The sequence below is a fragment of the Paenarthrobacter sp. NPDC018779 genome (assembly GCF_044391085.1).
Classification (GTDB): domain Bacteria; phylum Actinomycetota; class Actinomycetes; order Actinomycetales; family Micrococcaceae; genus Arthrobacter.
In genome coordinates this window covers 38,476-60,993 of sequence record NZ_JBIRZS010000004.1, presented here as the reverse complement: position 1 = coordinate 60,993, position 22,518 = coordinate 38,476, and the positions used below count along the sequence as shown (strand labels likewise).

Genomic DNA, 22,518 nt, shown 5'->3' with positions numbered 1-22,518 from the left:
GATGCCACTGACTCAAGCAACAAGGACAGGAATTGCCGCGCCGACCGGCCGGCAGTTCCGGATTTCCGCGGAACCGGGGACGGATGGCCACGTGGTCTCGGCAGTCATCACTGAGCTCGGCGGCACCATTCGCAGCCTCACAGTGGACGGCGAGCCGTTGATCGAGGAGTTTCCCGAGTTCGGTCTCCCCAAACATTGTGAGGGCGAGATCCTCATTCCTTGGCCCAACAGGGTCCGGGATGGGCGCTGGTCCCATGACGGGAAAGACCTCCAGCTGGCCATCAGCGAACCCGAGCGCGGCAACGCGATTCATGGTCTGGTCAAGCTCCGTCCCCACACGCTGGTTCACCGGTCCGGCAGCGAGCTGACGCTGCAGGTTCGGATCTACCCGAGCGAAGGCTATCCGTTCGCTGTGGACGTGCAGACCACGTATTCGGTATCCCCGCAGGGGCTGACGGTCACCCACGCGCTGACCAACAAGTCAGCCGCGCCCGCCCCAGCGGCCATTGGTTCACACCCGTACGTGCGGGTTGGGGCTACGCCCATGCAGGACGTTTCCCTGACCATCAACGCTGCCTCCTATGTGGTGGTGGATGAGCGTCTGAATCCCGTGGGCACGGCCCCCGTCTCCGGGACACCCATGGATCTGTCCGCAGGACCCAAGGTGGGCTGGCTGCAACTGGACACAGCATTCCTGGATCTCACCCCGGCGCCGGACGGAATGTACCGACACCTCCTGGAGGCGCCCAACGGAGACGCCGTGGAGGTCTGGGGCGATGCCAACTACCAGTACGCGCAGGTGTACACCACCACGAGCTATCCAGCAGGAGGGCATCGGACCGCGGTAGCGGTGGAACCCATGACGGCGCTGCCCAACGCGTTCAACTCCGGGGCCGGCTTGCGCTGGCTTGAACCGGGGGAGGAATGGACCTCAACCTGGGGTATTTCACACCGGATCCATCGCGCAGAGGGCAACCACCACAGAGGAGAGAACTGACCATGGCATGGCTAGTAACAGGAGGAGCCGGCTACATCGGCTCCCACGTAGCCCAAGCACTCATGGACGACGGCCACGATGTGGTTGTCATCGATGACCTGTCCAGCGGCAAGCGCGGATTCATTCAGGACGGCGCAACATTCGAGCAGGGATCACTGCTGGATACCGAATTCCTCAAAGAAGTATTCGAACGTCACGACGTATCAGGCGTAATCCACTTGGCGGGATTCAAGTACGCCGGGGTATCGGTTGAATGGCCGCTTCACACCTACTTCCAGAACGTGACCGGTACGGGAAACCTTTTGGCTGCCATGGAAGCGGCCTCTGTGAGGGCGATCGTCTTTTCCTCCAGTGCCGCCGTGTACGGGAACACCGACGTGGATTTGGTGACCGAATCCACGCCAACGAGGCCGGAATCTCCCTACGGCGAATCCAAGCTCATTGGTGAGTGGCTCATCGCAGACCAATCGCGGGCAACGGGGCTGCGGCATACGTCGCTCCGGTACTTCAATGTGGTGGGATCCGGGATCCCTGACGTGGTGGATGTCAGCCCGCACAACCTGTTCCCCCTGGTCTTCCAAGCGTTGAAGGATGGCGCAACGCCAAAGATCTTTGGTACGGCATACGCCACGCCGGACGGCAGCTGCGTCAGGGACTACGTCCACGTTGCTGATGTGGCCGCGGCCCACGTGGAAGCCGCCCGGAAACTCCAAGAGGGCGTTGACCTGGAGCCGGTCTACAACCTGGGCAGCGGTACCGGGGTATCAGTTCGCCAGATCATGACTGAAATGGCCTCTGTGACCGGGATTCAGTTTGCTCCACAAATTTGCGCAGGCCGGCCCGGCGATCCTGCCCGGATCGTCGCTTCCGGCGAACTGGCACGCCGCGACATCGCTTGGGAACCGAGGCATACGCTCCGGGACATGATCGCCAGCGCCTGGGCGGCAGCCGGGAACCAGACGTTATCCACCCATTAGCACTGCAACGCACTATTTCGAAGGAACATCATGATCGAGGCGCCTGAACTTTTGGCCACCATCACCGCCACCAGCAAGTCCACCATGGAGAACAACCTCAACGTCGCCATCCAGGCCGCGGAGCAGCGTGCGCGCGTTGAGGGCCGCTGCGGGATCCTGGTCACGCGGCTGGACTATGCGTCCTACACGGTGGAACTCTCACCGGACGTGCCCTACGGCTACACCTATGAGAAGCAGGACGCCTGAGCCCTTGACATCGGGGCGTAATCGCGGTTGTGTTTACGTAAACCTGCTGCATGTTCACGTGAACATGCAGCATTCTCAGCGGATGGATTAAAGAGTGACGACTAGTGGAACGGTCCCCCGCTTGGCCGTGCGGCCAAGCGTGCGAAGCAAAGCCCGCTCCACGAGGGTCCGCCGAAGATTTGTCCGCTTTCGCTCGGCGGAATCGGCCAGGATCCTGTTGTCATGCGTCCTTGTGGCTTTTAGTTTCGCACTCGGCTTCACGCCGAGTTGGGCCTCGGAGATCAACGGCTCCGATATCCAGCTGAACGTTGAGATTGCGCCACGAGCTCAATGCGGCGGTCAGTGCGGTACCGGCGGACTCCCCACCACCGGCATCGACCCCATGGGAGCCCTCATTGCTGCGGGGCTCTGCGGAGGGACCGGCATGGCCCTCCTGCTCGTCGGTCGGGAGCGCCCCGCCATCCAACGGAAGCGTGCTTAGGCTCTTGTCGAATGGCCTAAATGCGTATAAGTTTACGTAAACATTCCAGATAATGGATGCATGGATTTGCCCGCACCTGCTGCTTGAATGCGCACAGCCGCGCGTCGACCAGCTTGCTTACCCAACCTCGAGGCAACCGACTTTTCGGGCGAGGGAGGGTGAAGTTCCGCCGAACTGGATTCCGTATTACGAGCACGGAGTCCGCCCTTGGCGTTTTCCTTTACCGACACTTGGATATGAATCTCCCGCATCCCCCGTACCAAGGAGCAAAACGATGAGCAAAGCGAATTTGATCGCGAGAATCTCGGCAGCGGCCGCAGGCACTGCCCTGCTGGCAGGCGTGGCCGGAGCCGCCATGGCTGAAGAAAACCATGGCGACCAGGACGTCGATGTGAATGTCGCGATTGCCCAGATCGACGAGCCCGGAATCCTGGCCATGAGCGTGGCAGGCACCACCACAACGCTGACTGAAACCGGCTCCACGCCGACCGTCCGCCAGTTCACCGGCTCGCTGCCGACAGTAACCGTGACTGATACCCGCCTGCCTGATCAGATCCCGGCTGGCGCCGGCTGGTACGTCATTGGGTCGTCCACGGACTTCGCCGGAGCCACAGGGCAGCCCGCAATCGGTGCCGGCCACCTGGGATGGTCGCCGTCATTGATCGACGGCGGTGAATCCGGCCAGGTGGCCGAGGGCGACGTCGTCGAGACGGTCATGGATTCCGGTCCGAACGCAGTGGGTTTGGTGGACAAAGAGTTGCTCGCGCTGGCCCTTGACTCTGCGGCCATTGCGCCGGAAGGTCAGTGGACAGCCACCGCAGGTCTGTTCCTGCGTACGCCTGCCACGGTCGCGCCCGGCGATTACACCGCCAACCTGACGTTGTCGCTGTTCGAATAGTCGCGTTGTTGGTCCGGCTCCTTGGTGGAGCTGGACCATTTTGCGTCCAGCCCCATATCTCAGCGTTGCTGCGAGGGTTGAGTGTGCAAAAGTTGCAGAGAAATGTCCTGTCTGACGAGTGAAGGAGCACGTATTGATTCCCGAAATAGCTGGACTTCCGCCCGTTGAGTGGACGTCATCGCCCAGCCACGCAAGCTACGACGAAGCTGAGGGAACACTTACGCTTACGGCCGCACCCGGCGTCGATTGGTCCAACGATTCGCTTGGGGGAGAACAGCAGCACCGGGCCTCAGCCCTGGCATTCACGGCACCCACGTCCTTCTCGCTGTCGGCAAGAGTTATGGTTGCCTCGCCGCGTACAACGTTCGACGCCGGTGTGCTGGCCTTGTGGGCGGACAACGACCACTGGGCCAAGCTCTGCTTCGAATACTCCCCGCAAGGGGAAGCCATGGTGGTCAGCGTGGTGACCAACGCCTACTCGGACGATTCGAACGGTCCGGTGGTGACCGGCCTCTGGGTCTACTTGCGGGCCAGTCGGGTGGGTCCCGCCTGGGCTTTCCACTCGTCAAAGGACGGGCAGGACTGGTCCTTTGTCCGTCTGTTCCGGCTGGACACGGACAAAGCAATCCGTGTTGGGTTCATGTCGCAGGCACCCATGGGCGACAGTTGTGAAGCACGATTCGACAGCATCGAATTCTCGGAGACACCACCCGAGAACCTGCGCGACGGCAGCTAGTTCGCCGACGGCACCGCAACCGCGGATGCAGTCGGGACTGGCGCGGTAGTAGGCTCGGCAGGCTCCGTCCGTGGAACGGTTGGAGAAATCGGCTCTACAGCAGGCGGACTAGCCGGTTCTGAAACAGGCGGGGCTGGCGGCGGTGCGACGGGTTCCGGTTCCGCAGTTGGTGGAGCAGTGGGTGCTGTGATTGGCACATCCGGCGCTGTTGGCGTTACCGGCGCAACCGGGGCGGCGGTGGGGGAAATCGTGGTGGTTTGCGGTTCCGTGGTTGGCGGTGCCGTTGGCGTTACCGGCGCAACCGGGGTGGCGGTTGGGGGTGCGGTGGTTGGCGGCGTTGTTGGCGGTGACGTCGGAACAGGTGACGTCGGAACAGACGCAGGCGGTGTGGTCGGCGGTGCGAGCGGTGCCAGTGCCTCTGTGGCCAGCGAAGCGGGTGCTGGTGCCGGCGGCCGAGTCCCAAGTGCGGCAACTGGCGTCTGTTGATTTACCAGCGCGGTACTCAGCGACCATTGCGGCTGGTTCCATGCCGGCGTCGTACCTGTTTGCGGTTCGAAGCTGATCAGCCGCAGAGCACTAACAGAAGTCTGGAGTGTCAGCGCGATCAGACTCCACCCGGCTGGATCTGTCAACGTGCCGTTCAGAACGGTTTCGAAATGCAGATGGCAACCGGTGGACGAGCCCGTGGAGCCAACGAGCCCCACAACGTCAGCAGTTGAGACGGCTTCTCCCTTGCGCACTGCGACGGACTGCAGGTGGTTGTAGGTGGTGACCAGGCCGTTGCCGTGGTCTATTTCCACCCGGTTTCCTCCGCCTCAGGGATGCCAGCCAACCTCGCGCACGGTTCCTTCATTTGCAGAATGCACCGGCGTGCCACAGGCCGCGGCGTAGTCCTGTCCTGTATGAAATTCTCCGATGTCGCCCGTGATCGGACTGGTGCGTGACCCGAAGGGTGAGCTCGGACGCAGGGTCACCAGCGGAGACATCAAGCTCCCGGGATCTTGCCGTGCCGGGCGCCGGGACATGTTGCCCGCGGTTGCTCCCCAAAGGCCGCCATTGCGGCGCGATTCGCCTTGAGCTTGCCGGCCTCCACCACCCATTGCTGCCGCCGGGCAACCAACCCAACGATCTGCCGGTCCAACTCGTCAATCTCAGCTCGAATGCTCTCAATTCCCATACTCGTCAGTCGGTCAACTCTGCTGAGGGCCTGTGGATATCCAGATGCCGACTTAAAGCAAACAAGGTAAGTTGGCATGGTGACCCCCTCCGTGATGCCTGCCATTGACCGCGCCCCCGGAATCTCCAAGGAGATCGAGGACGCGGCGTGGTACGTGCTCAGTCCGGCCCTCCAAGGCAGACCGTCAGCCTTGGATGGGCGGACGCTGACGTGGACGGCGGATGCGGCCCGCGAACTGCTGGAGCGGCTCGAACGGGGAGTGGCGGATTCCAAGGCGCCCATGATGACCAACCTGCGGCAGAACCTCGAGGGCGCTTCCCGCGAGGCCAAGCTGCTGGCGGTCGAGTTGCTGTTCCTGCAGTCGTTGCCCTTGGCCCACGAGGTCAAGTCGCTCCGGGTCAAGCGCGCGCGTGTTGCCGAGGCCGCCTCGTGGGTGGAGCCTGCAGTCGCGCTGCCCGAAGAGCTCTATGAGGGCATGACGGACCACGGCGTGATCCGGGACCGCACGGCTGAGTTCAACTGGACCATTTGGGATCACCTGGTGTGGCTGTGCCGCTTCGTGGAGCACGTGGACAGCCAAAGCACGGAGACCATCAGCGAGGCCCTGTCCGATCCCCTGAAGTTCCACGAGCTGGCCGTCGGAACACCCCAGGACCAGCCCGCCCTCCGGCGCAGCATCGAGTACCTCGTCTGGCCCAGTTACTTCGAGCCCGTGGTGGCCGACGTGGAGCGCCGGGAAATCCGTGACGCGTTCGCATCGTTGGTGGGCGGGGCCGACGGCGACACCGAGGAAGACATCACTGCGGACATCCACCGCATCCGGCTCCACCTGGATGAGCAGGCCGGTCAGCGGATCGACTGGTACTCCCGCCAGCTCGTGAGCCAGTGGCGCAAGGTGGGCGACCCGGGCCGCCGGTCGTGGCTCCTGCGCACGCACCACGACAATGCCGACCTCCTCGCCGGATGGCTCGGCGAAGAAAAGGCCACGCTGGACGTGGAACACCTCCGTTCCTTGGACGCCGGAGTCACCGCCGGCGTGGTCCAGCATGCCGTCGACGAAGATTGCAAGCACCTTGGCTACGTAGAGCGCGAGGATACCAAGACCGCCGTCTTCGCCTTCCTCACCGTCATGAAGCCCGGCGACCTTACCCTCTACCAGAACGGCGGCCGCGTGCGCGTTGGGGTGGTCCTTGGTGAACCGGATGAGGACAACCGCCGGATCCGCCGCAAGGTCCGTTGGTTCGACGACAGCTACGCCATCACCGAATTGCCGCGCCACGCCCAGCGGCAGCTGTCCACCCCAGGCATCATTGTGGACGTCACCAGGGTGATCCAGGCACTCCAGGAACTGCTCCCTGTGGAAGCCGAAACCGATGGCGAGGATGAAGCGCCCCCCACTGCCACCGTCGAGGTCGTGCAGCAGGGTTTCCGGCCCTTGACGGAAGAGTTCGCTGCTTCGCTGCACATGGACCTCGAGCCGCTCAAGGAAATCGCCGAACTCCTGGAAGAGAACCGCCAACTGGTCCTCTATGGTCCGCCCGGCACTGGCAAGACGTACCTGGCCAAGCACCTTGCCGCTGAGCTCGCCGGAGACAGCACGGACGAACGTGTGAAGCTGGTGCAGTTCCACCCGTCGTACGCGTATGAGGATTTCTTTGAGGGCTACCGCCCGGACAAGACCGACGACGGCCAGGTGTCGTTCAAGCTCGTGGCCGGGCCGCTGCGGAGGCTGGCCGAAGAAGCCGCCAAACCGGAGAACTCCCACAAGCCGTACTTCCTCATCATTGATGAAATGAACCGGGCCAACCTGGCCAAGGTGTTCGGCGAGCTGTACTTCCTGCTCGAGTACCGGGACGATCGCATCTACCTGCAGTACAGCCCCAACGAGCCCTTCAGCTTGCCGGACAACCTGTACATCATCGGCACCATGAACACCGCGGACCGCTCCATCGCCATGATGGATGCGGCCATCCGCCGCCGTTTTGCGTTCATTGAGCTCCACCCCAACGTGGAACCGGTCAAGGGCTCCCTGCGCCGTTTCCTCGAAGCCCGCGGGCTGGACACCCTCAACGCGGACCTCCTGGACGCCCTCAACGAGGCCATCGACGACTGGGACCGGGACCTCATGATCGGGCCGTCCTACTTCATGAAGAACGCTGCCCAGAACCCCACGGGCCTGCGCAGGATCTGGAAGTACGAGCTCATGCCCCTCCTTGAGGAGCACTACCACGGCCAACTGAACCGCGCTCAGCTGGAAGAGCGCTTCGGCCTGGACCAGTTGCTGGGACGACTTGCGGCCCGCTAAGGCCATCCCACCCCGCCCGGGGCGGCCGCCTTCGAGCGCTGCGGCGGCCGTGGCGAAACGGGGCCAGGGCAGGCTGACCGGGCCACGGCACATCGTCATGGACGAACTGTCGCGCGGCGTGGTGGACAAACTGGATCCCGAGTCGGCAGCGTTCATCAACGCCAGCGGCCTGGCCAAGACCTCGCCCATGGGCATGGGGCTCTACCGGATCGAACCGGCCGGCAAGGTGGGCTCCGTGCGCACCTCGACAGTTCAGCTGGAGGTGCGGCCCAAGGACCGCCTGGGCTTGAACCGGCTCCTTTTCCTGCTGAGCTACGCCGGCGACCAAGGCTTTGGCGACCACTCGGTGGAAGCGGTGGAGCACCCGGACCTGTGGAGTGCGCTCGCCGAATCCCTGGCACAGTTGGCCGACCGTGCCTTGAGCCGCGGGGTCCTCCAGGGATACCTGACCGTGGACGAATCATTGCGCACCGTGAAGGGCCGGATCCGGATTTCGGACCAGATCTCGCGCCGCCCCGGCATGCTGGTCCCGTTGGAAGTCTCCTACGACGAGTTCACCGAGGACATCGCCGAGAACCGCATCCTCCGCGCCGCGCTGGAGCGCATGACCAAGGTGCCCGGCGTCCGCGCCGACGTCCAGAGCCGCCTGCGGCAGCTCAAGGGAAAGCTCGACGCCGTCACCCGCCTCCAGGCCGGCGCGCCCCTGCCGCCGTGGAAGGCTAGCAGGATGAACCTGCGGTACCACGCGGTGCTTCGCCTGGCCGAAGTGATCCTGCGCAACGCCTCCGCCGAGGCAGGAGAGGGCAAGCAGCAAACAGCGTCCTTCGTGGTGGACATGGCCAAAGTGTTCGAGAACTTCGTGGGCACGGCCCTGCGCCAGGCCATGAGTTCCCACCCGGGAGAGATGCGCCTGCAATACGGGGCCTTGCTCAACGAAGCCGTCCGGGACACCGATCGTCTGACCGTCAGGCCTGATGCCGCACATTTCCTGGGCGGACGTCCCGTGGTGGTTTACGACTCCAAATACACGGCGGCAGGTGACGCAGGCGCCTCGCTCAACGCCGATCACTACCAACTGCTGGCCTACTGCACGGCCTTGCGGGTTCCCACTGCGTGGCTCGTGTATGCCGGGCAAGGGGAGATGAAGCTGCGGCGGATCCTCAATACGGACATCGATATTGTGGAGTACCCGCTGGACCTTTCCCTGCCGCCGCAGGACATCCTGGCCGCCATCAAGGACCTCGCCGAGCAGTCCTGGGGTGAAGTAGTGCGGCAGGCTGTGGCGGGCCGCGGAGCCGAAGACTAGCCTGAGAAGTACACGTTCCCGGATGGAGGCATGATGGCCCGCAAGAAATCTTGGCGAGACATGAGCACTGGCCAACGCGTGATGCTGATGATCAGCGGTGCGGTGAACCTGACGTTGTTGATCGCCGCGCAACGCAGTTTGGCCAAGACCCCGGATGCGCAGATCAGGGGCAAGAAGGTGCTGTGGCGTGCAGCGTCCTTCATCAACTTCTTTGGTCCCGTGAGCTACTTCCTCTTCGGCCGCCGTCGTGATTCCGGTGCGGTGACGGCCAAGCGCTAAGGCCGTCGGGGGCCGCGGCTACGCGGGAACCCTGACCGTAAAGGTGGTTCCGCGTCCCGGTTCGCTTTCCAGTTCTATGCTGCCCCCGTGGGCTTCCACGATCGCCTTGCTGATGGGAAGACCCAACCCCACGCCGGGAATGGCACTGTTGCGGACTCCGCCTGCCCGGAAGAACTTGGTGAAGACCTCGGACGCCTCCTCTTCGGTCATGCCCATGCCCGTGTCCGAGACCCTGCAGAAGACATAATCCTGGTCTTCCCAGGCGGCTACCACCACATCGCCGCCGTCGGGGGAGTACTTGATGGCGTTGGAGACCAGATTGTCCAGCACCTGCGACATCCGGGAGGAATCCACGCGGGCTTCCAGGACGGGAGGCACGTCCATGGACAGCCGGATGCCCGCCTTCGCGGCGCGGGGTTCGGCTGAAGTAACGCTGCTGCGGACCAGTTCCACCACGTCCACGGTGTGGGGCTGGATGGCAATCTGGCCGGACCGCACGGCCAGCAGGTCCGAGACGAGGGTGAGGAGCCGCTCGGCGTTACGCCGGACGATGTCCAGCTGCATCCGGTACTTCGGATCGAGGCCGTGGGGATCGTCCAGGATCAATTCCACGTAGCCCAGGATGGAGGTCAGAGGCGTCCGGAACTCGTGGGACACGTTGGCTACGAAGTCGTCCTTGGCTGCCAGGGCGTTGACCAGTTCGGTGACGTCATTGAACACCACCACGGAGCCGGCGAACTTTCCGTCGTCATCCACCATGGGCCTGGCGCTTGCCGTGAACGCGCGCTGGTCCGTCCCGCTGCCCAGCCACACGAGCTGGTCAGTGAACCGTTCGCCCAAGACAGCCCGGCGTACGGGGCGCTGGTCCGCAGGCAGGGGAGTGGTCCGGTCCGTATCGAACACCAAAAGCTCGGACTCGTTGGGATCCGGGTTGTCCGGCGGCGTCGCGAGGCTGTGACTCTGGCGCTGGCGGCGGTTCATGAGAATGTCGTGGCCATTCCCGTCCACGGCAACGACTCCCAAGGGGAGGGCTTCCATGACGGTGTTCAGGAGGCGCTCCTGCTTGGTGCTGGCGTCCAGCGCTTCCTTGAGCTCTTCATCCTTCTCCTCCAAGGCTCTTTGCTGCCGCATCATGCTCAGCGTGAGCACACTGACGGACACCCCGATGCCCACGACCAGGATGGGGAAGAGGAGGGGCTTGGTGAGGCTCTGCTCTGTGACGGTGTCCCGCAGGAAAAGCGGTACCCACACGATGGCCAAGGGGCCCAGGAGGGACAGCGCTATGGCCAGCCTCGGGTACAAGCCGGACGCACAGAGCCAGATGACTGGCAGGACCACCAGGACGCTGAGTCCGGTGAGGGCGTCCTGGCCTCCTTCACGCCCAAAACCAATGGACACCATGTCCAGGATGGGGATGGCCAGGAAACTCGGGAAGGGCAGTTTGTGCCACGGAACGGCGATGCAGAGGCCCAACAGCAGCGCCTGGCTGAGCAGGAACACCAGAAAGAGCGGGTTTTCCAGGGTGGCGGGGAAGAACAGCCACACCAGAATCGCGGAGAGGCAGACGCATACCGAGAGAGGCAGTTGGCTCAGGATGACGCGCATGCGCAGGGTGTGCTCGTGGAACGAACGCCGAAAGACCAGCAGATTTTTCTTTTCGCCCAAATCCCAGATGGTCGGGTTGGTCATGGCGCAACCCGCGGGGAGGCGGAAGAAAGTCTGTTCATGAGATCAGCCTAACCATAATGGTTATACTTCGAAGGGTTATCGAAGGGGGCTGAGGGGCAGCGATGAGTGAAGTACGTGTGGGGCTGGTTATCGAGGACGACCAGGATATACGCGAATTGGTACGTGTGGTTCTTTCGCAGGCCGGGTTTGATGTCCACGTTGCCTCCACGGGATCGGCCGGTGTCTCCTCTGCCCGGGAACTCAACCCTGACGTTATTACCCTTGATCTCGGCCTTCCGGACATCGATGGTTTTGAGGTTGCCCGGCAGATCCGGAAAACCTCGGATGCGTACATCATCATGCTGACTGCCCGGGCCGAGGAGCTTGACACCCTCATGGGCCTCGAAGCCGGTGGCGACGATTACCTCACCAAGCCGTTCCGGCCCCGCGAGCTGCGCGCCCGGGTGGAGGCCATGATGCGCAGGCCGCGGTCGTCGTCGGACTCCAAGGCCGCTGCGGAAGCGGCGGATCCCGAGGTGAGCCACAACGGACTGGCCGTTTCCGCGGGCTCCCGCACCGCCGTCCTGAACGGCACGGAGTTGAAGCTGACGCGCACGGAATTCGACCTCCTGGTTGCGCTGCTGGAAACCGGGCGGATTGTGCGGACCAAGGCGGACCTCGCCCGTCGCCTGCGGAACGAGCCTTACGACGTCGGCAGTTACGTCAGTGACGCGGATGAGCGCGCCGTGGAAGTGCACATGGGCAACCTGCGCAAGAAGTTGGGCGACAGCATTCAGAGCCCCCGCTGGCTGGAAACAGTCCGCGGCGTGGGCTACCGCCTGGCCCCCGCTGCCCAGAACAACTAAGCCCAACTGGGGGACAGTAAACGTCGCTACGGCCAGTCGTAGCGACGTTTACTGTCCCCTACTTGGTTCAGAAGGCGGGGAGGCGGAGGGGTTCTGCGGAGATCACAGGGTGGTCCGAGTCCGGCCGGCTTAGACCCGGGCCGTCGTCGAAGAACTCCGCGTTGGCCCGCACATAGTCAGCCCACTCGTCCGGGACATCCTCGGAGAAGTAGATGGCCTCGACAGGGCACACGGGATCGCAGGCACCGCAGTCCACGCATTCGGACGGATGGATGTAGAGGGAACGCGCGCCCTCGTAGATGCAATCCACAGGGCACTCGTTGATGCAGGCCTTGTCTTTCACATCCACGCAGGGCTGCGCGATCACATAGCTCATGGCTTGCTACACGCCCGTGTAGACGGTCTTGCCCCACGTGAAGAAGTCCAGCGCGGAGCGTCCTTGTTCGCGGAACGTGTTGGTGGAGGAGTCCTTGACGCCGCCGAACGGCACGTTGAGGTCCAGGCCGGCCGTGGGACGGTTGACCTTGACCACACCGGCCTGCGCGCGGGCAGCGAAGTCGGTGGCCAAAGCCAGCGAGTCGGTGCAGATACCTGCAGTCAGTCCGTAGCGGGAGTCGTTGATGGCTGCCAGTCCGGCCTCGTAGTCGGGGACTTCCAGCACGGCAACCACCGGGCCGAAGATTTCCTCGGTCACCGCGGCGTCGTCGAACGGAAGGTCGGTGAGGACCGCCGCCGGGAAGAACAACGCGCCGGATGGATCGCCGTCGTACTGTCCGTGCAGGAGCGCCGCGCCGCGTTCGACGGCGGTACGCACCGCTGCCTGGTCCTGCTCGAATTGCTGCCGGCTCACCACGGCGCCCATCCGGGTTCCGTCCGCGAGCCCGTCACCGGTGCTGTACGCGGCGGCCTCTTCCACGAGAGCATCAAGGAACGCCGCCCTGATGCCGGGCGTCACGTAGACACGGGAAGTCGCCGTGCAGGCTTGGCCCGTGAGCCCGAAGGCACCTGCAGCGACCACTTGGGCTGCTTTGCGGGGATCGGCGTCGTCCAACACCAGGACGCCGTTCTTGCCACCCATCTCCAGCTGCACACGGGCACGGCGGGCGTTGAGGATTTCCTGCAGGGCCAAGCCAACGTTGGTGGAGCCGGTGAAGGACAGCCCGGCGATGCGCGGATCACGTGCCAGGGCGTCACCCACAACGCGGCCCTTGCCGTGGACGACGTTGAACACGCCGGCAGGCAGCCCGGCGTCCTGCAGCGCCCGGGCCAGATGCGTCGCGGATAGGGGCGTGAGTTCGGCGGGCTTGATCACCACAGTGTTGCCGCTGATCAAGGCCGGGGCGGTCTTCCACGCCGGGATGGCGATGGGGAAATTCCACGGAGTAATGAGGCCCACGACTCCCAGCGGTTCCCGGCGGGTGGTGATGGTGGTGTCCGGAAGTCCGCTCGGCAGTACTTCCCCGGTGGCGGCCCATCCGAGGGAGCCGAAGAAGCGCAACACGTCCGAGGCACGCTTCACCTCGCCCTTGGCCTCAGCCAGGGTCTTGCCTTCTTCGCGGACCAGGTCCTCGGCAATGGCGGCCTGGCGCTCGATCAGCAGGTTGCCGGCGGCGATCAGGATGGCGCCACGCGAAGGTGCGGGCAGAGCCGCCCAAGCGGGCTGGGCGGCGGCTGCGGCGGTAATGGCGGCGTCCACGTCCTCGGCCGTACCGCTCGGGGAGAGGGCCGCGAGTTCGCCGGGGCGTGCCGGGTTCATCCGTTCCGTGGTGGCTTCGCCGAGCCATTGGCCGTTGATGAGGTGCTGGGCAGCGGCGGTTTCACGGGCGGTGACGTTGGGTTCCAGGGTGGTGGAGGTCATGACAAGTCCTTTAAGTGGGGGATTCAGAGGCTTCGGATCAGGCCGCCGTCGCACCTGAGTGCGACTCCGGTGATGTACGACGCCGGTGCGCTGCATAGGAAGGCGGCTGCGGCACCGAACTCGGCGGGTTCTCCATAACGGCGGGCCGGGATGGTTTTCCGGGACTCGAGTTGGATGTCCTCGAGCGTGGTGCCCCGGCGTTTCGCGGCCGCTTGGTCCAGTTGGGTGACGCGGTCCGTGGCGATCCGGCCCGGCAGGAGCAGGTTCACGGTGACCTCGTCCAACGCCACTTCGGCTGCGAGGGTCTTGAGGTAGCCCGCCAGGGCCGCCCGCCCGGTGTTGGAGACCGCGAGGTTAGGCAGCGGAGCTGTGACCCCACTGGAACCGATCGCGAGGATGCGGCCCCAGCGGCGCTCCCGCATCCCGGGCAGGACCCGCGAGACCAGGGCGTGGTGCGGTTTGACCAGGAGGTCGAAGGCCGCGGCCATCTCCTCGGAACTGAGGGTGGCGGCCGCGCCGGGCTTGGGACCGGGGCCGTTGAGCACCAGGATGTCGATCGGCCCAAGGTTCGCTACGGTTTGGTCCACGGCCGACTCGATGCCCTCCTCCGTGCCGAGGTCCGCCTCGACAGCAACGGCGTCGAAGCCTGCGCTGCCCAGGACCCCCGTGCCGTAGGCGGCCTGGAGTTCGGCAACGATCTCCTTGGCCCTGTCCCGCCGGCGTCCAACCACTGCCACCCGGACCCCCTCGGCGGCGAGTGCGCGGGCCACGGCCAAGCCGAGGCCTCCCGTGGAAGCCGCGACCAATGCGGTCTTTCCTGCGATTCCCAGGTCCATCAGATGCTCCCAACAGTTGTCCGGGAGCCCAGCGCGGCAGCGGCTTCCTCCAGGTGGACGTGCATGGAAGGGCGCAGCACTTCGGGGAATCCGGCCGCTGGGGCCCGGACACCGGAGTCCTTGATGAGTCCGCGCTCGCGGAAGCATTCCTTACGGATGGCCAATGCCACCCTGGCTTGCTGCTCGAAGTTGATCAGCGGCAGGTAGGGCAGCAGTTCATGCTGTGCGGCCTCGTAGCCGTCCGCTTGCCAGGCCCGGACGCACGCGATGAGTGCCTCGGGGTAGGAGAAGCCCGTCATGGCACCTGCGGCACCGGACACGAGTTCGTCCAGGAGCCCTTGCCCGCCGAGCCCACCAAAGATGGAAACCTCGACGGCGGCACTCAGCTCCGCGATGGCGACGCTGGTGGGCGGGGCCTCGGCTTTGACGGCGATGACGTAGCTGCAGGCGTTGACCACCGTGGCCAACGCCGCAGTGGAGATGCTGACCCCGCTGGCCAGCGGATAATCCTGCAGGACAACCTGGGCGCCTGTGGCTCGGTGGATGGCGTCCAGATGGGCAATGACGGTTTCCGGGCGTGCCGCGTTGGCCTGGACCATGACGGCCGCGAGGCGGTGGCCGGCGGCGTCCTGGGCGGCGAGGACTTCCTCGATGGCGGGCCTGGTGGCGAGCGCGGTGACGCCGACCACCAGGGGAAGCGTGGTGCTTTCGACGACGGTTTCCAGGACGTCGCGCCGTTCCTCCGGGGTCAGTGCGGCTGCTTCGCCGAAGACCCCGAGTACGGTGAGCCCGGTAGCTCCGATGGCCTGGTAGTGTTCCACGAGTTCGGCGAGGCTGTCCAGGTCCACGTCCAGGGTGCTGCCTTGGAAGGGGGTGGCGACGACGCCCCAAACCCCGCCTGGAAGACTGGTCCGGAGGCTGTTTTTGGGCGCAGGGGACTGCGGCATGGTTGGTTCCTTTCAGTGCGGGACGGGTTTGGGGAGGCGCAGGGACGCTCTAGCGTCCCGGCCACACCGGAGGGCGTTTCTCCTGGAAAGCCCTGACCCCCTCGGCTGAATCTTCGCTGTCCAGGGCCGCCATGAGGGCCGGCAGGCGGAGCCCGCGGGCTTCCTTGGCAGTAAGGTGCGACGTCTGGGTGACCATCTGCTTTACGGCCCGGACGGAGGTGGGGGCGCAGGCCACGATCTGGTCTACCCAGCGCTGCACGGCGTCGTCGAGTTCTTCTGCTGGGACTACCTCGTTGACCAGACCCATGGACTGCATTTCTGTGGCGTCGGCTTTGCGGCCGGTCAACAGCATCCCCATGGCCTGCGTGTACGGGACCCGCCTGACCAACTGGTGGATGCCGCCGTCGAGCGCCAACCGCCCGACGCGAGGCTCGGTCAAGCCGAACTTCGCGCTGGAGGCGGCCACCACTATGTCCGCGCCGAGGACGATTTCCATGCCGCCGCCCAGGGCGTAGCCGTTGACGCGGGCAATGACGGGGACATCCAGGGTGGTGCGGAGGCTCAGTCCGCCGAAGCCGTTGGGATCCAGGCCGGCCCAGTACTCCAGGCCGGTTTTGTCCACGGCGTCGGCCGACATGTCAGCACCAACGCAGAAGGCGCGGGTGCCGGCACCGGTCACCACCACTGCCCGTACGGAGGGATCTGCCTCCACCTGGTCCCAGATCTCGTTGAGCCGGGCATGGGTGGTCCCGTCCACGGCGTTGAGGACGTGTTGCCGGTCGATGGTGACTGTCGCGACGCCGTCGTTGATGGCCAGGGTGACGGTGTCCACTCGCTCTTCAGCGACAACGCTCATCGGAGGACTCCCAACTGCTGCAACCGTTCGATGGTGTCCTGGTCGAAGCCGTTCTCCAACAGGACCTCCACGTTGTGCTCGCCCAATCGCGGTGCAGTGCGGCGGATGGACGGGGGAGTGGCCGAGAGCCGGATGGGTGCGTTGAGCATCCGTACGGTTCCCACGGAGGGGTGTTCGGCCTCGACGATCATGCCGTTGGCCTCGGTCTGGGCATCGGCAAGGGCCTGCTCCAACGTGTGGACCGGAGCGTTAAGCAGTCCTTGGTCCTCCAGCTTTGAGGTCCAGTATTCGGTGGTGTTCGTGGCGAAGTGCTCACGGAAGATGGCCTGCAGCGCGGGCTTGTTCTTGAACTGCTGATCCAGTGTGGCGAAGCCGGGCCGTTCGGTGAGGTCCTCGTCGAGTTCCAGGGCCTCGGAGATGCGGGCCAGGGGATCGGGGGTGAAGCCGCCCACCATGCACACGGCACCGTCGGTGGTCTCGAAGACTCCGCTCAGCGGCATGGCACCCCAGTTGACCTCGTATCCGCGGTTGAGCTGCATGCACGCTTCCTGCATTTGCAGGTGCAGCATGGAGTCGTACATGGTCACTTCCACCTTTTGGCCTGTGCCTGTGGCTTCGCGGGTGCGCAGCGCCAGCAGGATGCCCTGCATGAGGTGCATGCCCGTGATGTAGTCGCACAGGGTGGTGGGGTAGATCGCCGGTTTGGTGTCCTCGGACTCGCGCCGCCACATCACGCCCGAGTAGGCCTGCGCGATCGCGTCCTGTCCTCCCTTGTGCGAGTAGGGGCCTTCGGGGCCGAAGCCGGTTCCGGAGGCCCAGATGATGCCCGGGTTCTTTGCCTTGAGGTCCTCGTAGCCGAATCCCATGCGTTCCATGACGCCGGAGCGGAAGTTGCTGACCACCACGTCCGCGTCGGCCATGAGCCGGTGGAGCACTTCGCGGCCTTCGTCGGTGCGGGTGTCCACGGAGACGCTGCGCTTGTTCCGGTTGATGGACAGGAAGATGGGGTTGTCCTGGCCGTCCTGGTCCGGGAAGGAGTTGCGCGAGATGTCACCGGCTCCGGGGCGTTCCACCTTGATGATGTCAGCGCCGTAGTCGCCCAACAGCTGGGTTGCCGACGGTCCCATGAACACCTGCGTGAAATCCACGATCTTGATGCCGTCCAGCGGGAGCGGCACTGGTGCCGGGGCCGCTGCGGCGCGGGCCGCCGTCGTGCTTTCAGTCTTTTCAGCGGTTTCGGCTTGTTCAACTGTCATGAGGCTCATGCCGGCACCACTGCGTCGGAGTCGATGGTGGCGTTCGACGACGGGACGTCGCCAGGGTCGGCACCGTGCCGGCGCATACCCAGTTGGATGTCCGCTGCCGCGACATCGCGGACCAGGATGTTGTTCTCGACAGCGAGGGCCGCTGCGACGCCGACGGCCTGGCCCATGGCCATGCAAGGCGGGATTTCGCGTGACATTTTCTGTGCCTCGGGGGTGGCGGAGTAGTGGCGCCCGGCGACCAGGAGCTGGTCCACTTCCTTGGGCAGGAGCGAGCGGTACGGGTAGTAGTAGTCGCGGCCGCGGGCCACGGTGTCCTCGAAGTGGCGGCGCTGGGTGACGTCTTCCTTGGTCATGACATACTCGCCCTCCAGGAGGCGGGTCTGCCGGACACCCATCTGGGAGGCTACGTCCAACATGTAGCAGTTCTCGAAGCCGGGCAGGTTGGCGCGGACGTAGTCCACGGCCTCCGAGATACGGTCGCGGGCAGCGAACTCGGCGGCGGTCATGTCGGCCGGGTCCACGCCGTCGAAGCCGGTCATGTGCGGGGCGTTGCACCACACCACGCCTTCGATGGGGGTCTTGAGCCACCACAGTTCCCAGGCGCCGCCGAGGAGCCGCTTGATCTTGCGGTTGATGGCGCGGGCTTCCTTGGAGTTGGCCTGTTCGAAGGCTTCTGCCGCGTTGGTGTCCACGTTGCCCAGCCGGAAGACCAACGTGGTGAGGTAGTTGTCCTTGGCGTAGCTGGCGCCGGCACGTGAAGCAACGTCGATGTCGCCGGTGGTGTCGATGACGACGTCGGCCGTGAACGCCTGCGGCCCGGACTTGGTCTCGCAGATGACGCCCTTGATCACGCCGTTGTCCACGATCGGGCGGGAGAACCAGGAGTGCAGGCGAAGGTCCACGCCGGCTTCACGGACCAGGTCGTTGGAAACCCGCTTCCAGCCGTCGGGATCGAAGGCTGCCGCGTAGCAGATGGGCTTCGGGTTGGTGTGCGAGTGGAAGTCGAAGGTGCCGTAGCGGCCCCACTTGTTCCACAGTTCCTCGGAGGTCTTGCGGTCATCCGCCGGCGGGACGATGGCGAGCCCAAGCTTCTGCAGGCGCTCAACGTACTCGGACACGATGCCGGTGACGGTGATTTCCTGGCCGTTGATCATGTCGTCCAGCACCAGGACCATGCCGCCGGAGGCGAGGCCGCCCAGGGACGAGTAGCGCTCCAGGAGGGTGACCTTTGCGCCGGAACGGGCCGCGGTGACTGCTGCTGCCACACCTGCGGGACCGCCACCGACGACGAGTACATCGGAACGGGAGATGACCGGGGCGGTGAGGTCCGCCGTCGTGGTGGAGAGTTCGAGGGAGTTCATGGTGAGGTCCTTACTTGCCGACGAAGATGCCGTTGGAACGGCGGGCGGCGAGGTAGAAAACGATGCTGAGGATGGACAGGACGGCCACGTAGACCGGGAAGATCCAGGTGAGGTTCAGGGATTGGAACCACACCAGAAGATAGGAAGCGGTGCCGCCGAAGACTGCTACGCCGATGCCGTAACCGAGGGCGACGCCTGTGCCGCGGATGTTCTTGGGCATCAGGGAGGAGCTGACCACGTTGTAGAGGGTCATGTTGAGCACCAGGACAATCGAGCCGCCCAGGAGGACTGCTGCGAAGCCGCCGATGCCCGGCTGGACGTAGAGCAGCATAAGGAACACTGAAGGAATGGCCAGGATGCGGGTCACGAGGAACCACTTGGACATGGCCTTGCCATCGGCGAGCTTGCCGATCACCCAGGATCCGACCACGAGGATGGCGCCCAGGATGGTGGTGAGGGCAAACACCGCGGTGGGGTCTTCCTTGAAGCCGCTGCGTGCTGCGCTGGGGAGGCCGACGTTCCAGGCGTAGTTGTAGGCCTGCGCGGCGCCCACCACAAAGATGATGGCCAGGACGGAGAGCCAGTGTTTGCCAACGCCCTTCCATACGGCCCGCGGGGTGTTGGTGGCCATCTCCTCTTCCTTGAGGGTCTCCGGGAGGGAGCGCCGCAGGTAGAGGACCACGAAGCCGAAGAGCGCGCCGATGATGAACGGAACACGCCAGCCCCACTCGCCCATGGCTGCGCCGCCGATGACCAGGCTGCAGAGGAAGCTGACCAGCGAAGCCATGAGGATGCCGATGTTGACGTAGAAGGACATGATGCCGGCGACGTAACCTTCGCGACCCTCGGGGGCCAGTTCCACGGCGTGGGAGGTGGACAGCGGGGCTTCGATACCGGTGGAGATGCCCTGCAGGACCCGGCAGGCCAGCAGGATAACTCCGGCCCAGGCGCCAATGGTGGCGTAGCTCGGGGTGATGGCGATGACCAGTGTTGTTCCGGCCATGAGCGTGATCGAGAGAAGCATGACGCGGCGCCGGCCGATGCGGTCTGCAAGGGTTCCCAGGAGGATGCCGCCCAGTGGCCTGAATGCGAAGCCGACGGCGAAGACGGCCAAGGCGTTCAGGGTAGCGGACAAGGGTTCGGAGTTCGGGAAGAAGTTGGGTCCGATGAAGGCCGACAGGAGGCCGAAGACCATCCAGTCGTACCATTCCAGAGCGTTGCCGAGGCCCAGGCCCAGCAGTCCCTTGCGGACTTCGGGGGTGAACTTGGCGTTCCTGACGGGTTCGGTTGTACTGGGTTTTGGTGAGGGGACGGCGTTGTCCGTTTGGATGTCGAGCATGGAAGTTTCCTTACGCTGACGCCCGGGAGGGCGTGAAAGGGTATGACGCAGGAACGCCCGTTGAAGGAGGCGCCTGATGCGAAAGTGGCAAGGAGTGTCAGCGGCCACGGGATCGTGTCCGGACAGTTAAGGGAAAACGCTCGGGCCGCTCGGGAGCGGCGGCGTTACCACGCGTGTGGTGCGTTGACCCAGATGGCTACGCATACCTCTTCGTAGCTGTTCTTGTACCAGTGGGGGATTTCGGAGGAGTAGGTGATCGAGTCGCCCTCTTGAAGGCTGTAGCAGACGCCGTCCAAATAGACGTCCTTACGGCCGGAGATGATGTAGCAGAACTCTTCACCGCTGTGGGTAAAAGGTGTTGCGCTGGTGTCATGCCCTGGGGGCGTACTGATCCATTGCGCTTCGATGCTTCCGTCCCGGTTGGGGGTGAGCAGTTCGTGGACTGCCTCGCCCACGGATTCCCGGGTGACGTTTTTCAAGTTGCGTCGATCGGACCTGCGGACCACGGGGGACCGGGATTCGTCCTGGCCAATGAAGAACCTCCCTACGGGGATGTCCAGTCCATGTGCCAGTTGGGCCAGGGTGGTGAAGGACGGGTTCGCCATGCCGCGTTCGATTTGGCTGACGATTGCTTGGCTGAGGCCGGTGATGTCCGAGAGTTGGGCGAGGGTCATGCCCTTTGCCTTGCGCATGGTGCGCACCTTGTTCCCTACAGTCGCCAGCAGTTCGCTGGTGGCCGGTGGAGCAGGAGTCTCGGTGGTCATTGCCGCATCCTTCGTTGGTGAGCTAACTCACACAACTATAGTGAAGATTTTTAGCCAGTCAATGATTTTTTCTTCACTAACGTGAATTTTTTTAGGAAAGTGGTGTTTCCAGCTGGCAGATGGTGCCAAAAACGAAGGCGTCGATCTCGTCCACCAAGGGGTTCAGTTGTCCCAGATGGTCGCCGTTGGGCAGCAGCTTCATGCTGATTTCGAGTTCCAGGGCCAGCCTTCGCAGGCAGATGGCTCCCACCATCTCGCTGGACGTCTTCAGGCTCAGTACCGCGTCCATGGCGTCTTCCAGGTCCAGGTTGTCCAGGGCGTGGTGGAGCCTGGCCACCCTCCAGGGCAACATGGCCACGTAGTTCCGGACAAAGGAACTCACAATGGAGTGGTCCCCGCCCAGTTCGGCCTGGAGTTCGGTGAGGACGGTGTGGTCCACCAGCGAGTCTGTGCATTCGTCGTACTCGGACACCAAACTCCTCCCGCCTCCAAACAATGGATTCACGATTCAACAGTAGGACCGCCGGAACAGCGCAAACGCCGCAACGCCAAAGCTTGATCCAATCTTGAGCGGACCCAGAGGGAGTCTTGATGGGACGGCCTGAAAGTAATACTGACCAGTTGAATGATCGCGGAGCAGGGGGAATCCGGGCATGGACTTTTGGAAGGCAGACAGCATGGACGGGGGTGTTCGCCCACCAGCGGGCCTCATGGTCATCATCGTCGTTTGCCTGACCGTGCTGCTGGGTATTGGTGGAACCTCGGCCTACGCGTTGTGGGAGCAGTCATCCCACACCCAAACCGATCAGAGCGGCTCAGCGTCCTCGGCCCCGTAGCCGTTCTCGAGGAATTCCGTCAGCCTCTGCTCAAGCACCGAGTGGTCCTTTAGCTCGCATTCCCACACCGTCAGGACTGTCCAGCCGGCGGCAAGCAACTGCTCGCGTTGTGCGGAGTCGCGTTCCCGTGTTCGGCTGCGCTTGGCTTCCCAGAACTCTGCGTTGGCCGCAGGAGCATGGAGGCCCCCCTTGCAGTCGTGGAAATGCCAGAAGCACCCATTCACGAAAATCACTTTTCGGCGCCCCGCGAACACCAGGTCCGGCCGGCCGGGCAGCTTGCCCGCGCCGGCCCGTCCGTGGAGCCGGTAACGGTACCCCTTGGCATGCAGGAGGCTGCGGACCAGCAGCTCCGGTTTGGTGTCCTTGCCCCGGATCCTGGACATGTTGCGGCTGCGCTGTTCGGGCGTCAGCAGGTCACGGCTTGGGCCCATGGGGCCAGCCTACGCGCCTACGCCTGGAGAGTTCCGTGACGGGAACATTCGGCGGTCCAACCCAGTGGAGTGACCTGCACCTTCATGCG

At 64.2% G+C, this 22,518-nt stretch carries 25 protein-coding genes and 1 pseudogene; 12 read left to right on the top strand and 14 right to left on the bottom strand.

Annotated elements, in window-relative coordinates; translation table 11 throughout:
- The first annotated feature begins 1 nt into the window (after nucleotide 1).
- The 7 genes from ACH488_RS06600 (at nucleotide 2) to ACH488_RS06570 (ending at nucleotide 4,821) form a co-directional block, all read left to right on the top strand.
- The gene (locus tag ACH488_RS06600; protein ID WP_397323041.1) at nucleotides 2-997 is read left to right on the top strand and encodes an aldose 1-epimerase family protein; all 996 of its coding nucleotides are present in this window, start codon (nucleotides 2-4) and stop codon (nucleotides 995-997) included.
- A gap of 2 nt (nucleotides 998-999) precedes the next feature.
- On the top strand, nucleotides 1,000-1,974 hold the full coding sequence (gene galE, locus ACH488_RS06595; protein ID WP_397323040.1) for a UDP-glucose 4-epimerase GalE: 975 nt from the start codon (nucleotides 1,000-1,002) through the stop codon (nucleotides 1,972-1,974).
- Nucleotides 1,975-2,004: 30 nt separating this feature from the next.
- Entirely contained in the window at nucleotides 2,005-2,220 is a 216-nt protein-coding gene (locus tag ACH488_RS06590; protein WP_397323039.1) for a hypothetical protein, read from the top strand.
- A gap of 232 nt (nucleotides 2,221-2,452) precedes the next feature.
- The gene (locus ACH488_RS06585) at nucleotides 2,453-2,701 is read left to right on the top strand and encodes a hypothetical protein (RefSeq protein WP_397323038.1); all 249 of its coding nucleotides are present in this window, start codon (nucleotides 2,453-2,455) and stop codon (nucleotides 2,699-2,701) included.
- 274 nt (nucleotides 2,702-2,975) lie between these two features.
- Nucleotides 2,976-3,599, top strand: coding sequence for a hypothetical protein (locus ACH488_RS06580; protein ID WP_397323037.1), 624 nt, complete (start codon nucleotides 2,976-2,978; stop codon nucleotides 3,597-3,599).
- A 133-nt stretch (nucleotides 3,600-3,732) separates the two neighbouring features.
- Complete coding sequence (locus ACH488_RS06575; protein ID WP_397323036.1) at nucleotides 3,733-4,335, top strand: DUF1349 domain-containing protein; 603 nt, start codon at nucleotides 3,733-3,735, stop codon at nucleotides 4,333-4,335.
- Nucleotides 4,336-4,521: 186 nt separating this feature from the next.
- Nucleotides 4,522-4,821: a hypothetical protein gene (locus ACH488_RS06570; protein WP_397323324.1), complete on the top strand. Its 300-nt coding sequence runs from the start codon at nucleotides 4,522-4,524 to the stop codon at nucleotides 4,819-4,821.
- A 146-nt stretch (nucleotides 4,822-4,967) separates the two neighbouring features.
- Here the strand turns inward: ACH488_RS06570 and ACH488_RS06565 are convergent.
- Together ACH488_RS06565 and ACH488_RS06560 are read right to left on the bottom strand one after the other, a co-directional pair.
- A pseudogene (locus ACH488_RS06565) lies at nucleotides 4,968-5,135 on the bottom strand (M23 family metallopeptidase); the annotation flags it as partial.
- 185 nt (nucleotides 5,136-5,320) lie between these two features.
- Nucleotides 5,321-5,512: a chorismate mutase gene (locus ACH488_RS06560; RefSeq protein ID WP_397323035.1), complete on the bottom strand. Its 192-nt coding sequence runs from the start codon at nucleotides 5,510-5,512 to the stop codon at nucleotides 5,321-5,323.
- A 76-nt stretch (nucleotides 5,513-5,588) separates the two neighbouring features.
- Between ACH488_RS06560 and ACH488_RS06555 the strand changes: the two genes are divergently transcribed.
- The 3 genes from ACH488_RS06555 to ACH488_RS06545 all read left to right on the top strand — a co-directional run bounded on the left by ACH488_RS06555 (nucleotide 5,589) and on the right by ACH488_RS06545 (nucleotide 9,402).
- Nucleotides 5,589-7,817, top strand: a complete 2,229-nt coding sequence (locus ACH488_RS06555) for an McrB family protein (protein ID WP_397323034.1) — start codon at nucleotides 5,589-5,591, stop codon at nucleotides 7,815-7,817.
- 97 nt (nucleotides 7,818-7,914) lie between these two features.
- Entirely contained in the window at nucleotides 7,915-9,123 is a 1,209-nt protein-coding gene (locus ACH488_RS06550) for a restriction endonuclease (protein WP_397323032.1), read from the top strand.
- 33 nt (nucleotides 9,124-9,156) lie between these two features.
- The gene (locus ACH488_RS06545) at nucleotides 9,157-9,402 is read left to right on the top strand and encodes a PLDc N-terminal domain-containing protein (protein WP_397323031.1); all 246 of its coding nucleotides are present in this window, start codon (nucleotides 9,157-9,159) and stop codon (nucleotides 9,400-9,402) included.
- An 18-nt stretch (nucleotides 9,403-9,420) separates the two neighbouring features.
- On the opposite strand, the gene ACH488_RS06540 is transcribed toward ACH488_RS06545, so the two are convergent.
- Nucleotides 9,421-11,091, bottom strand: a complete 1,671-nt coding sequence (locus ACH488_RS06540) for a sensor histidine kinase (RefSeq protein WP_397323030.1) — start codon at nucleotides 11,089-11,091, stop codon at nucleotides 9,421-9,423.
- Nucleotides 11,092-11,192: 101 nt separating this feature from the next.
- Between ACH488_RS06540 and ACH488_RS06535 the strand changes: the two genes are divergently transcribed.
- Entirely contained in the window at nucleotides 11,193-11,936 is a 744-nt protein-coding gene (locus ACH488_RS06535; RefSeq protein WP_397323029.1) for a response regulator transcription factor, read from the top strand.
- A gap of 67 nt (nucleotides 11,937-12,003) precedes the next feature.
- Here ACH488_RS06535 and fdxA read toward each other — a convergent pair whose 3' ends face one another.
- The 10 genes from fdxA to ACH488_RS06485 all read right to left on the bottom strand — a co-directional run bounded on the left by fdxA (nucleotide 12,004) and on the right by ACH488_RS06485 (nucleotide 21,634).
- Nucleotides 12,004-12,312, bottom strand: a complete 309-nt coding sequence (gene fdxA / locus ACH488_RS06530; protein ID WP_397323028.1) for a ferredoxin — start codon at nucleotides 12,310-12,312, stop codon at nucleotides 12,004-12,006.
- Nucleotides 12,313-12,318: 6 nt separating this feature from the next.
- On the bottom strand, nucleotides 12,319-13,794 hold the full coding sequence (locus ACH488_RS06525) for an aldehyde dehydrogenase family protein (RefSeq protein WP_397323027.1): 1,476 nt from the start codon (nucleotides 13,792-13,794) through the stop codon (nucleotides 12,319-12,321).
- 23 nt (nucleotides 13,795-13,817) lie between these two features.
- On the bottom strand, nucleotides 13,818-14,630 hold the full coding sequence (locus tag ACH488_RS06520) for an SDR family oxidoreductase (protein ID WP_397323025.1): 813 nt from the start codon (nucleotides 14,628-14,630) through the stop codon (nucleotides 13,818-13,820).
- Complete coding sequence (locus ACH488_RS06515) at nucleotides 14,630-15,577, bottom strand: dihydrodipicolinate synthase family protein (RefSeq protein ID WP_397323024.1); 948 nt, start codon at nucleotides 15,575-15,577, stop codon at nucleotides 14,630-14,632. The genes ACH488_RS06520 and ACH488_RS06515 overlap by 1 nt, the downstream gene beginning before the upstream one ends.
- Before the next feature lie 49 nt (nucleotides 15,578-15,626).
- Nucleotides 15,627-16,433 (bottom strand): enoyl-CoA hydratase-related protein, encoded by an 807-nt coding sequence (locus tag ACH488_RS06510; protein ID WP_397323023.1) that lies wholly within the window; start codon nucleotides 16,431-16,433, stop codon nucleotides 15,627-15,629.
- On the bottom strand, nucleotides 16,430-17,689 hold the full coding sequence (locus tag ACH488_RS06505; protein ID WP_397323304.1) for a CaiB/BaiF CoA transferase family protein: 1,260 nt from the start codon (nucleotides 17,687-17,689) through the stop codon (nucleotides 16,430-16,432). Before ACH488_RS06505 ends, ACH488_RS06510 begins: the two co-directional genes overlap by 4 nt.
- Before the next feature lie 5 nt (nucleotides 17,690-17,694).
- The gene (locus ACH488_RS06500; RefSeq protein ID WP_397323022.1) at nucleotides 17,695-19,059 is read right to left on the bottom strand and encodes an FAD-dependent oxidoreductase; all 1,365 of its coding nucleotides are present in this window, start codon (nucleotides 19,057-19,059) and stop codon (nucleotides 17,695-17,697) included.
- Between the two features lie 10 nt (nucleotides 19,060-19,069).
- Entirely contained in the window at nucleotides 19,070-20,398 is a 1,329-nt protein-coding gene (locus tag ACH488_RS06495; RefSeq protein ID WP_397323021.1) for an MFS transporter, read from the bottom strand.
- A 164-nt stretch (nucleotides 20,399-20,562) separates the two neighbouring features.
- Nucleotides 20,563-21,162, bottom strand: coding sequence for a helix-turn-helix domain-containing protein (locus ACH488_RS06490; RefSeq protein ID WP_397323020.1), 600 nt, complete (start codon nucleotides 21,160-21,162; stop codon nucleotides 20,563-20,565).
- A 91-nt stretch (nucleotides 21,163-21,253) separates the two neighbouring features.
- Nucleotides 21,254-21,634: an Hpt domain-containing protein gene (locus ACH488_RS06485; protein WP_397323019.1), complete on the bottom strand. Its 381-nt coding sequence runs from the start codon at nucleotides 21,632-21,634 to the stop codon at nucleotides 21,254-21,256.
- Nucleotides 21,635-21,815: 181 nt separating this feature from the next.
- Between ACH488_RS06485 and ACH488_RS06480 the strand changes: the two genes are divergently transcribed.
- Entirely contained in the window at nucleotides 21,816-21,998 is a 183-nt protein-coding gene (locus tag ACH488_RS06480) for a hypothetical protein (protein ID WP_397323017.1), read from the top strand.
- Here ACH488_RS06480 and ACH488_RS06475 read toward each other — a convergent pair.
- Nucleotides 21,968-22,429 carry a very short patch repair endonuclease gene (locus ACH488_RS06475; protein ID WP_397323016.1) on the bottom strand — a complete coding sequence of 154 codons (462 nt, stop codon included), beginning with the start codon at nucleotides 22,427-22,429 and terminating at the stop codon, nucleotides 21,968-21,970. The genes ACH488_RS06480 and ACH488_RS06475 overlap by 31 nt on opposite strands.
- Between the last annotated feature and the right edge of the window lie 89 nt (nucleotides 22,430-22,518).

Excerpts from the sequence above, each read along its gene's own strand:
- ACH488_RS06590 (WP_397323039.1), top strand. The coding sequence starts at position 2,005 with ATGATCGAGGCGCCTGAACTTTTGGCCACCATCACCGCCACCAGCAAG.
- fdxA (WP_397323028.1), bottom strand. The coding sequence starts at position 12,312 with ATGAGCTATGTGATCGCGCAGCCCTGCGTGGATGTGAAAGACAAGGCC.
- ACH488_RS06555 (WP_397323034.1), top strand. The coding sequence starts at position 5,589 with ATGGTGACCCCCTCCGTGATGCCTGCCATTGACCGCGCCCCCGGAATC.
- ACH488_RS06540 (WP_397323030.1), bottom strand. The coding sequence starts at position 11,091 with ATGACCAACCCGACCATCTGGGATTTGGGCGAAAAGAAAAATCTGCTG.
- ACH488_RS06495 (WP_397323021.1), bottom strand. The coding sequence starts at position 20,398 with ATGCTCGACATCCAAACGGACAACGCCGTCCCCTCACCAAAACCCAGT.
- galE (WP_397323040.1), top strand. The coding sequence starts at position 1,000 with ATGGCATGGCTAGTAACAGGAGGAGCCGGCTACATCGGCTCCCACGTA.
- ACH488_RS06580 (WP_397323037.1), top strand. The coding sequence starts at position 2,976 with ATGAGCAAAGCGAATTTGATCGCGAGAATCTCGGCAGCGGCCGCAGGC.
- ACH488_RS06475 (WP_397323016.1), bottom strand. The coding sequence starts at position 22,429 with ATGGGCCCAAGCCGTGACCTGCTGACGCCCGAACAGCGCAGCCGCAAC.
- ACH488_RS06500 (WP_397323022.1), bottom strand. The coding sequence starts at position 19,059 with ATGAACTCCCTCGAACTCTCCACCACGACGGCGGACCTCACCGCCCCG.
- ACH488_RS06520 (WP_397323025.1), bottom strand. The coding sequence starts at position 14,630 with ATGGACCTGGGAATCGCAGGAAAGACCGCATTGGTCGCGGCTTCCACG.
- ACH488_RS06505 (WP_397323304.1), bottom strand. The coding sequence starts at position 17,689 with ATGACAGTTGAACAAGCCGAAACCGCTGAAAAGACTGAAAGCACGACG.
- ACH488_RS06510 (WP_397323023.1), bottom strand. The coding sequence starts at position 16,433 with ATGAGCGTTGTCGCTGAAGAGCGAGTGGACACCGTCACCCTGGCCATC.
- ACH488_RS06560 (WP_397323035.1), bottom strand. The coding sequence starts at position 5,512 with ATGGGAATTGAGAGCATTCGAGCTGAGATTGACGAGTTGGACCGGCAG.
- ACH488_RS06535 (WP_397323029.1), top strand. The coding sequence starts at position 11,193 with ATGAGTGAAGTACGTGTGGGGCTGGTTATCGAGGACGACCAGGATATA.
- ACH488_RS06490 (WP_397323020.1), bottom strand. The coding sequence starts at position 21,162 with ATGACCACCGAGACTCCTGCTCCACCGGCCACCAGCGAACTGCTGGCG.
- ACH488_RS06480 (WP_397323017.1), top strand. The coding sequence starts at position 21,816 with ATGGACTTTTGGAAGGCAGACAGCATGGACGGGGGTGTTCGCCCACCA.
- ACH488_RS06600 (WP_397323041.1), top strand. The coding sequence starts at position 2 with ATGCCACTGACTCAAGCAACAAGGACAGGAATTGCCGCGCCGACCGGC.
- ACH488_RS06515 (WP_397323024.1), bottom strand. The coding sequence starts at position 15,577 with ATGCCGCAGTCCCCTGCGCCCAAAAACAGCCTCCGGACCAGTCTTCCA.
- ACH488_RS06550 (WP_397323032.1), top strand. The coding sequence starts at position 7,915 with ATGGACGAACTGTCGCGCGGCGTGGTGGACAAACTGGATCCCGAGTCG.
- ACH488_RS06545 (WP_397323031.1), top strand. The coding sequence starts at position 9,157 with ATGGCCCGCAAGAAATCTTGGCGAGACATGAGCACTGGCCAACGCGTG.
- ACH488_RS06525 (WP_397323027.1), bottom strand. The coding sequence starts at position 13,794 with ATGACCTCCACCACCCTGGAACCCAACGTCACCGCCCGTGAAACCGCC.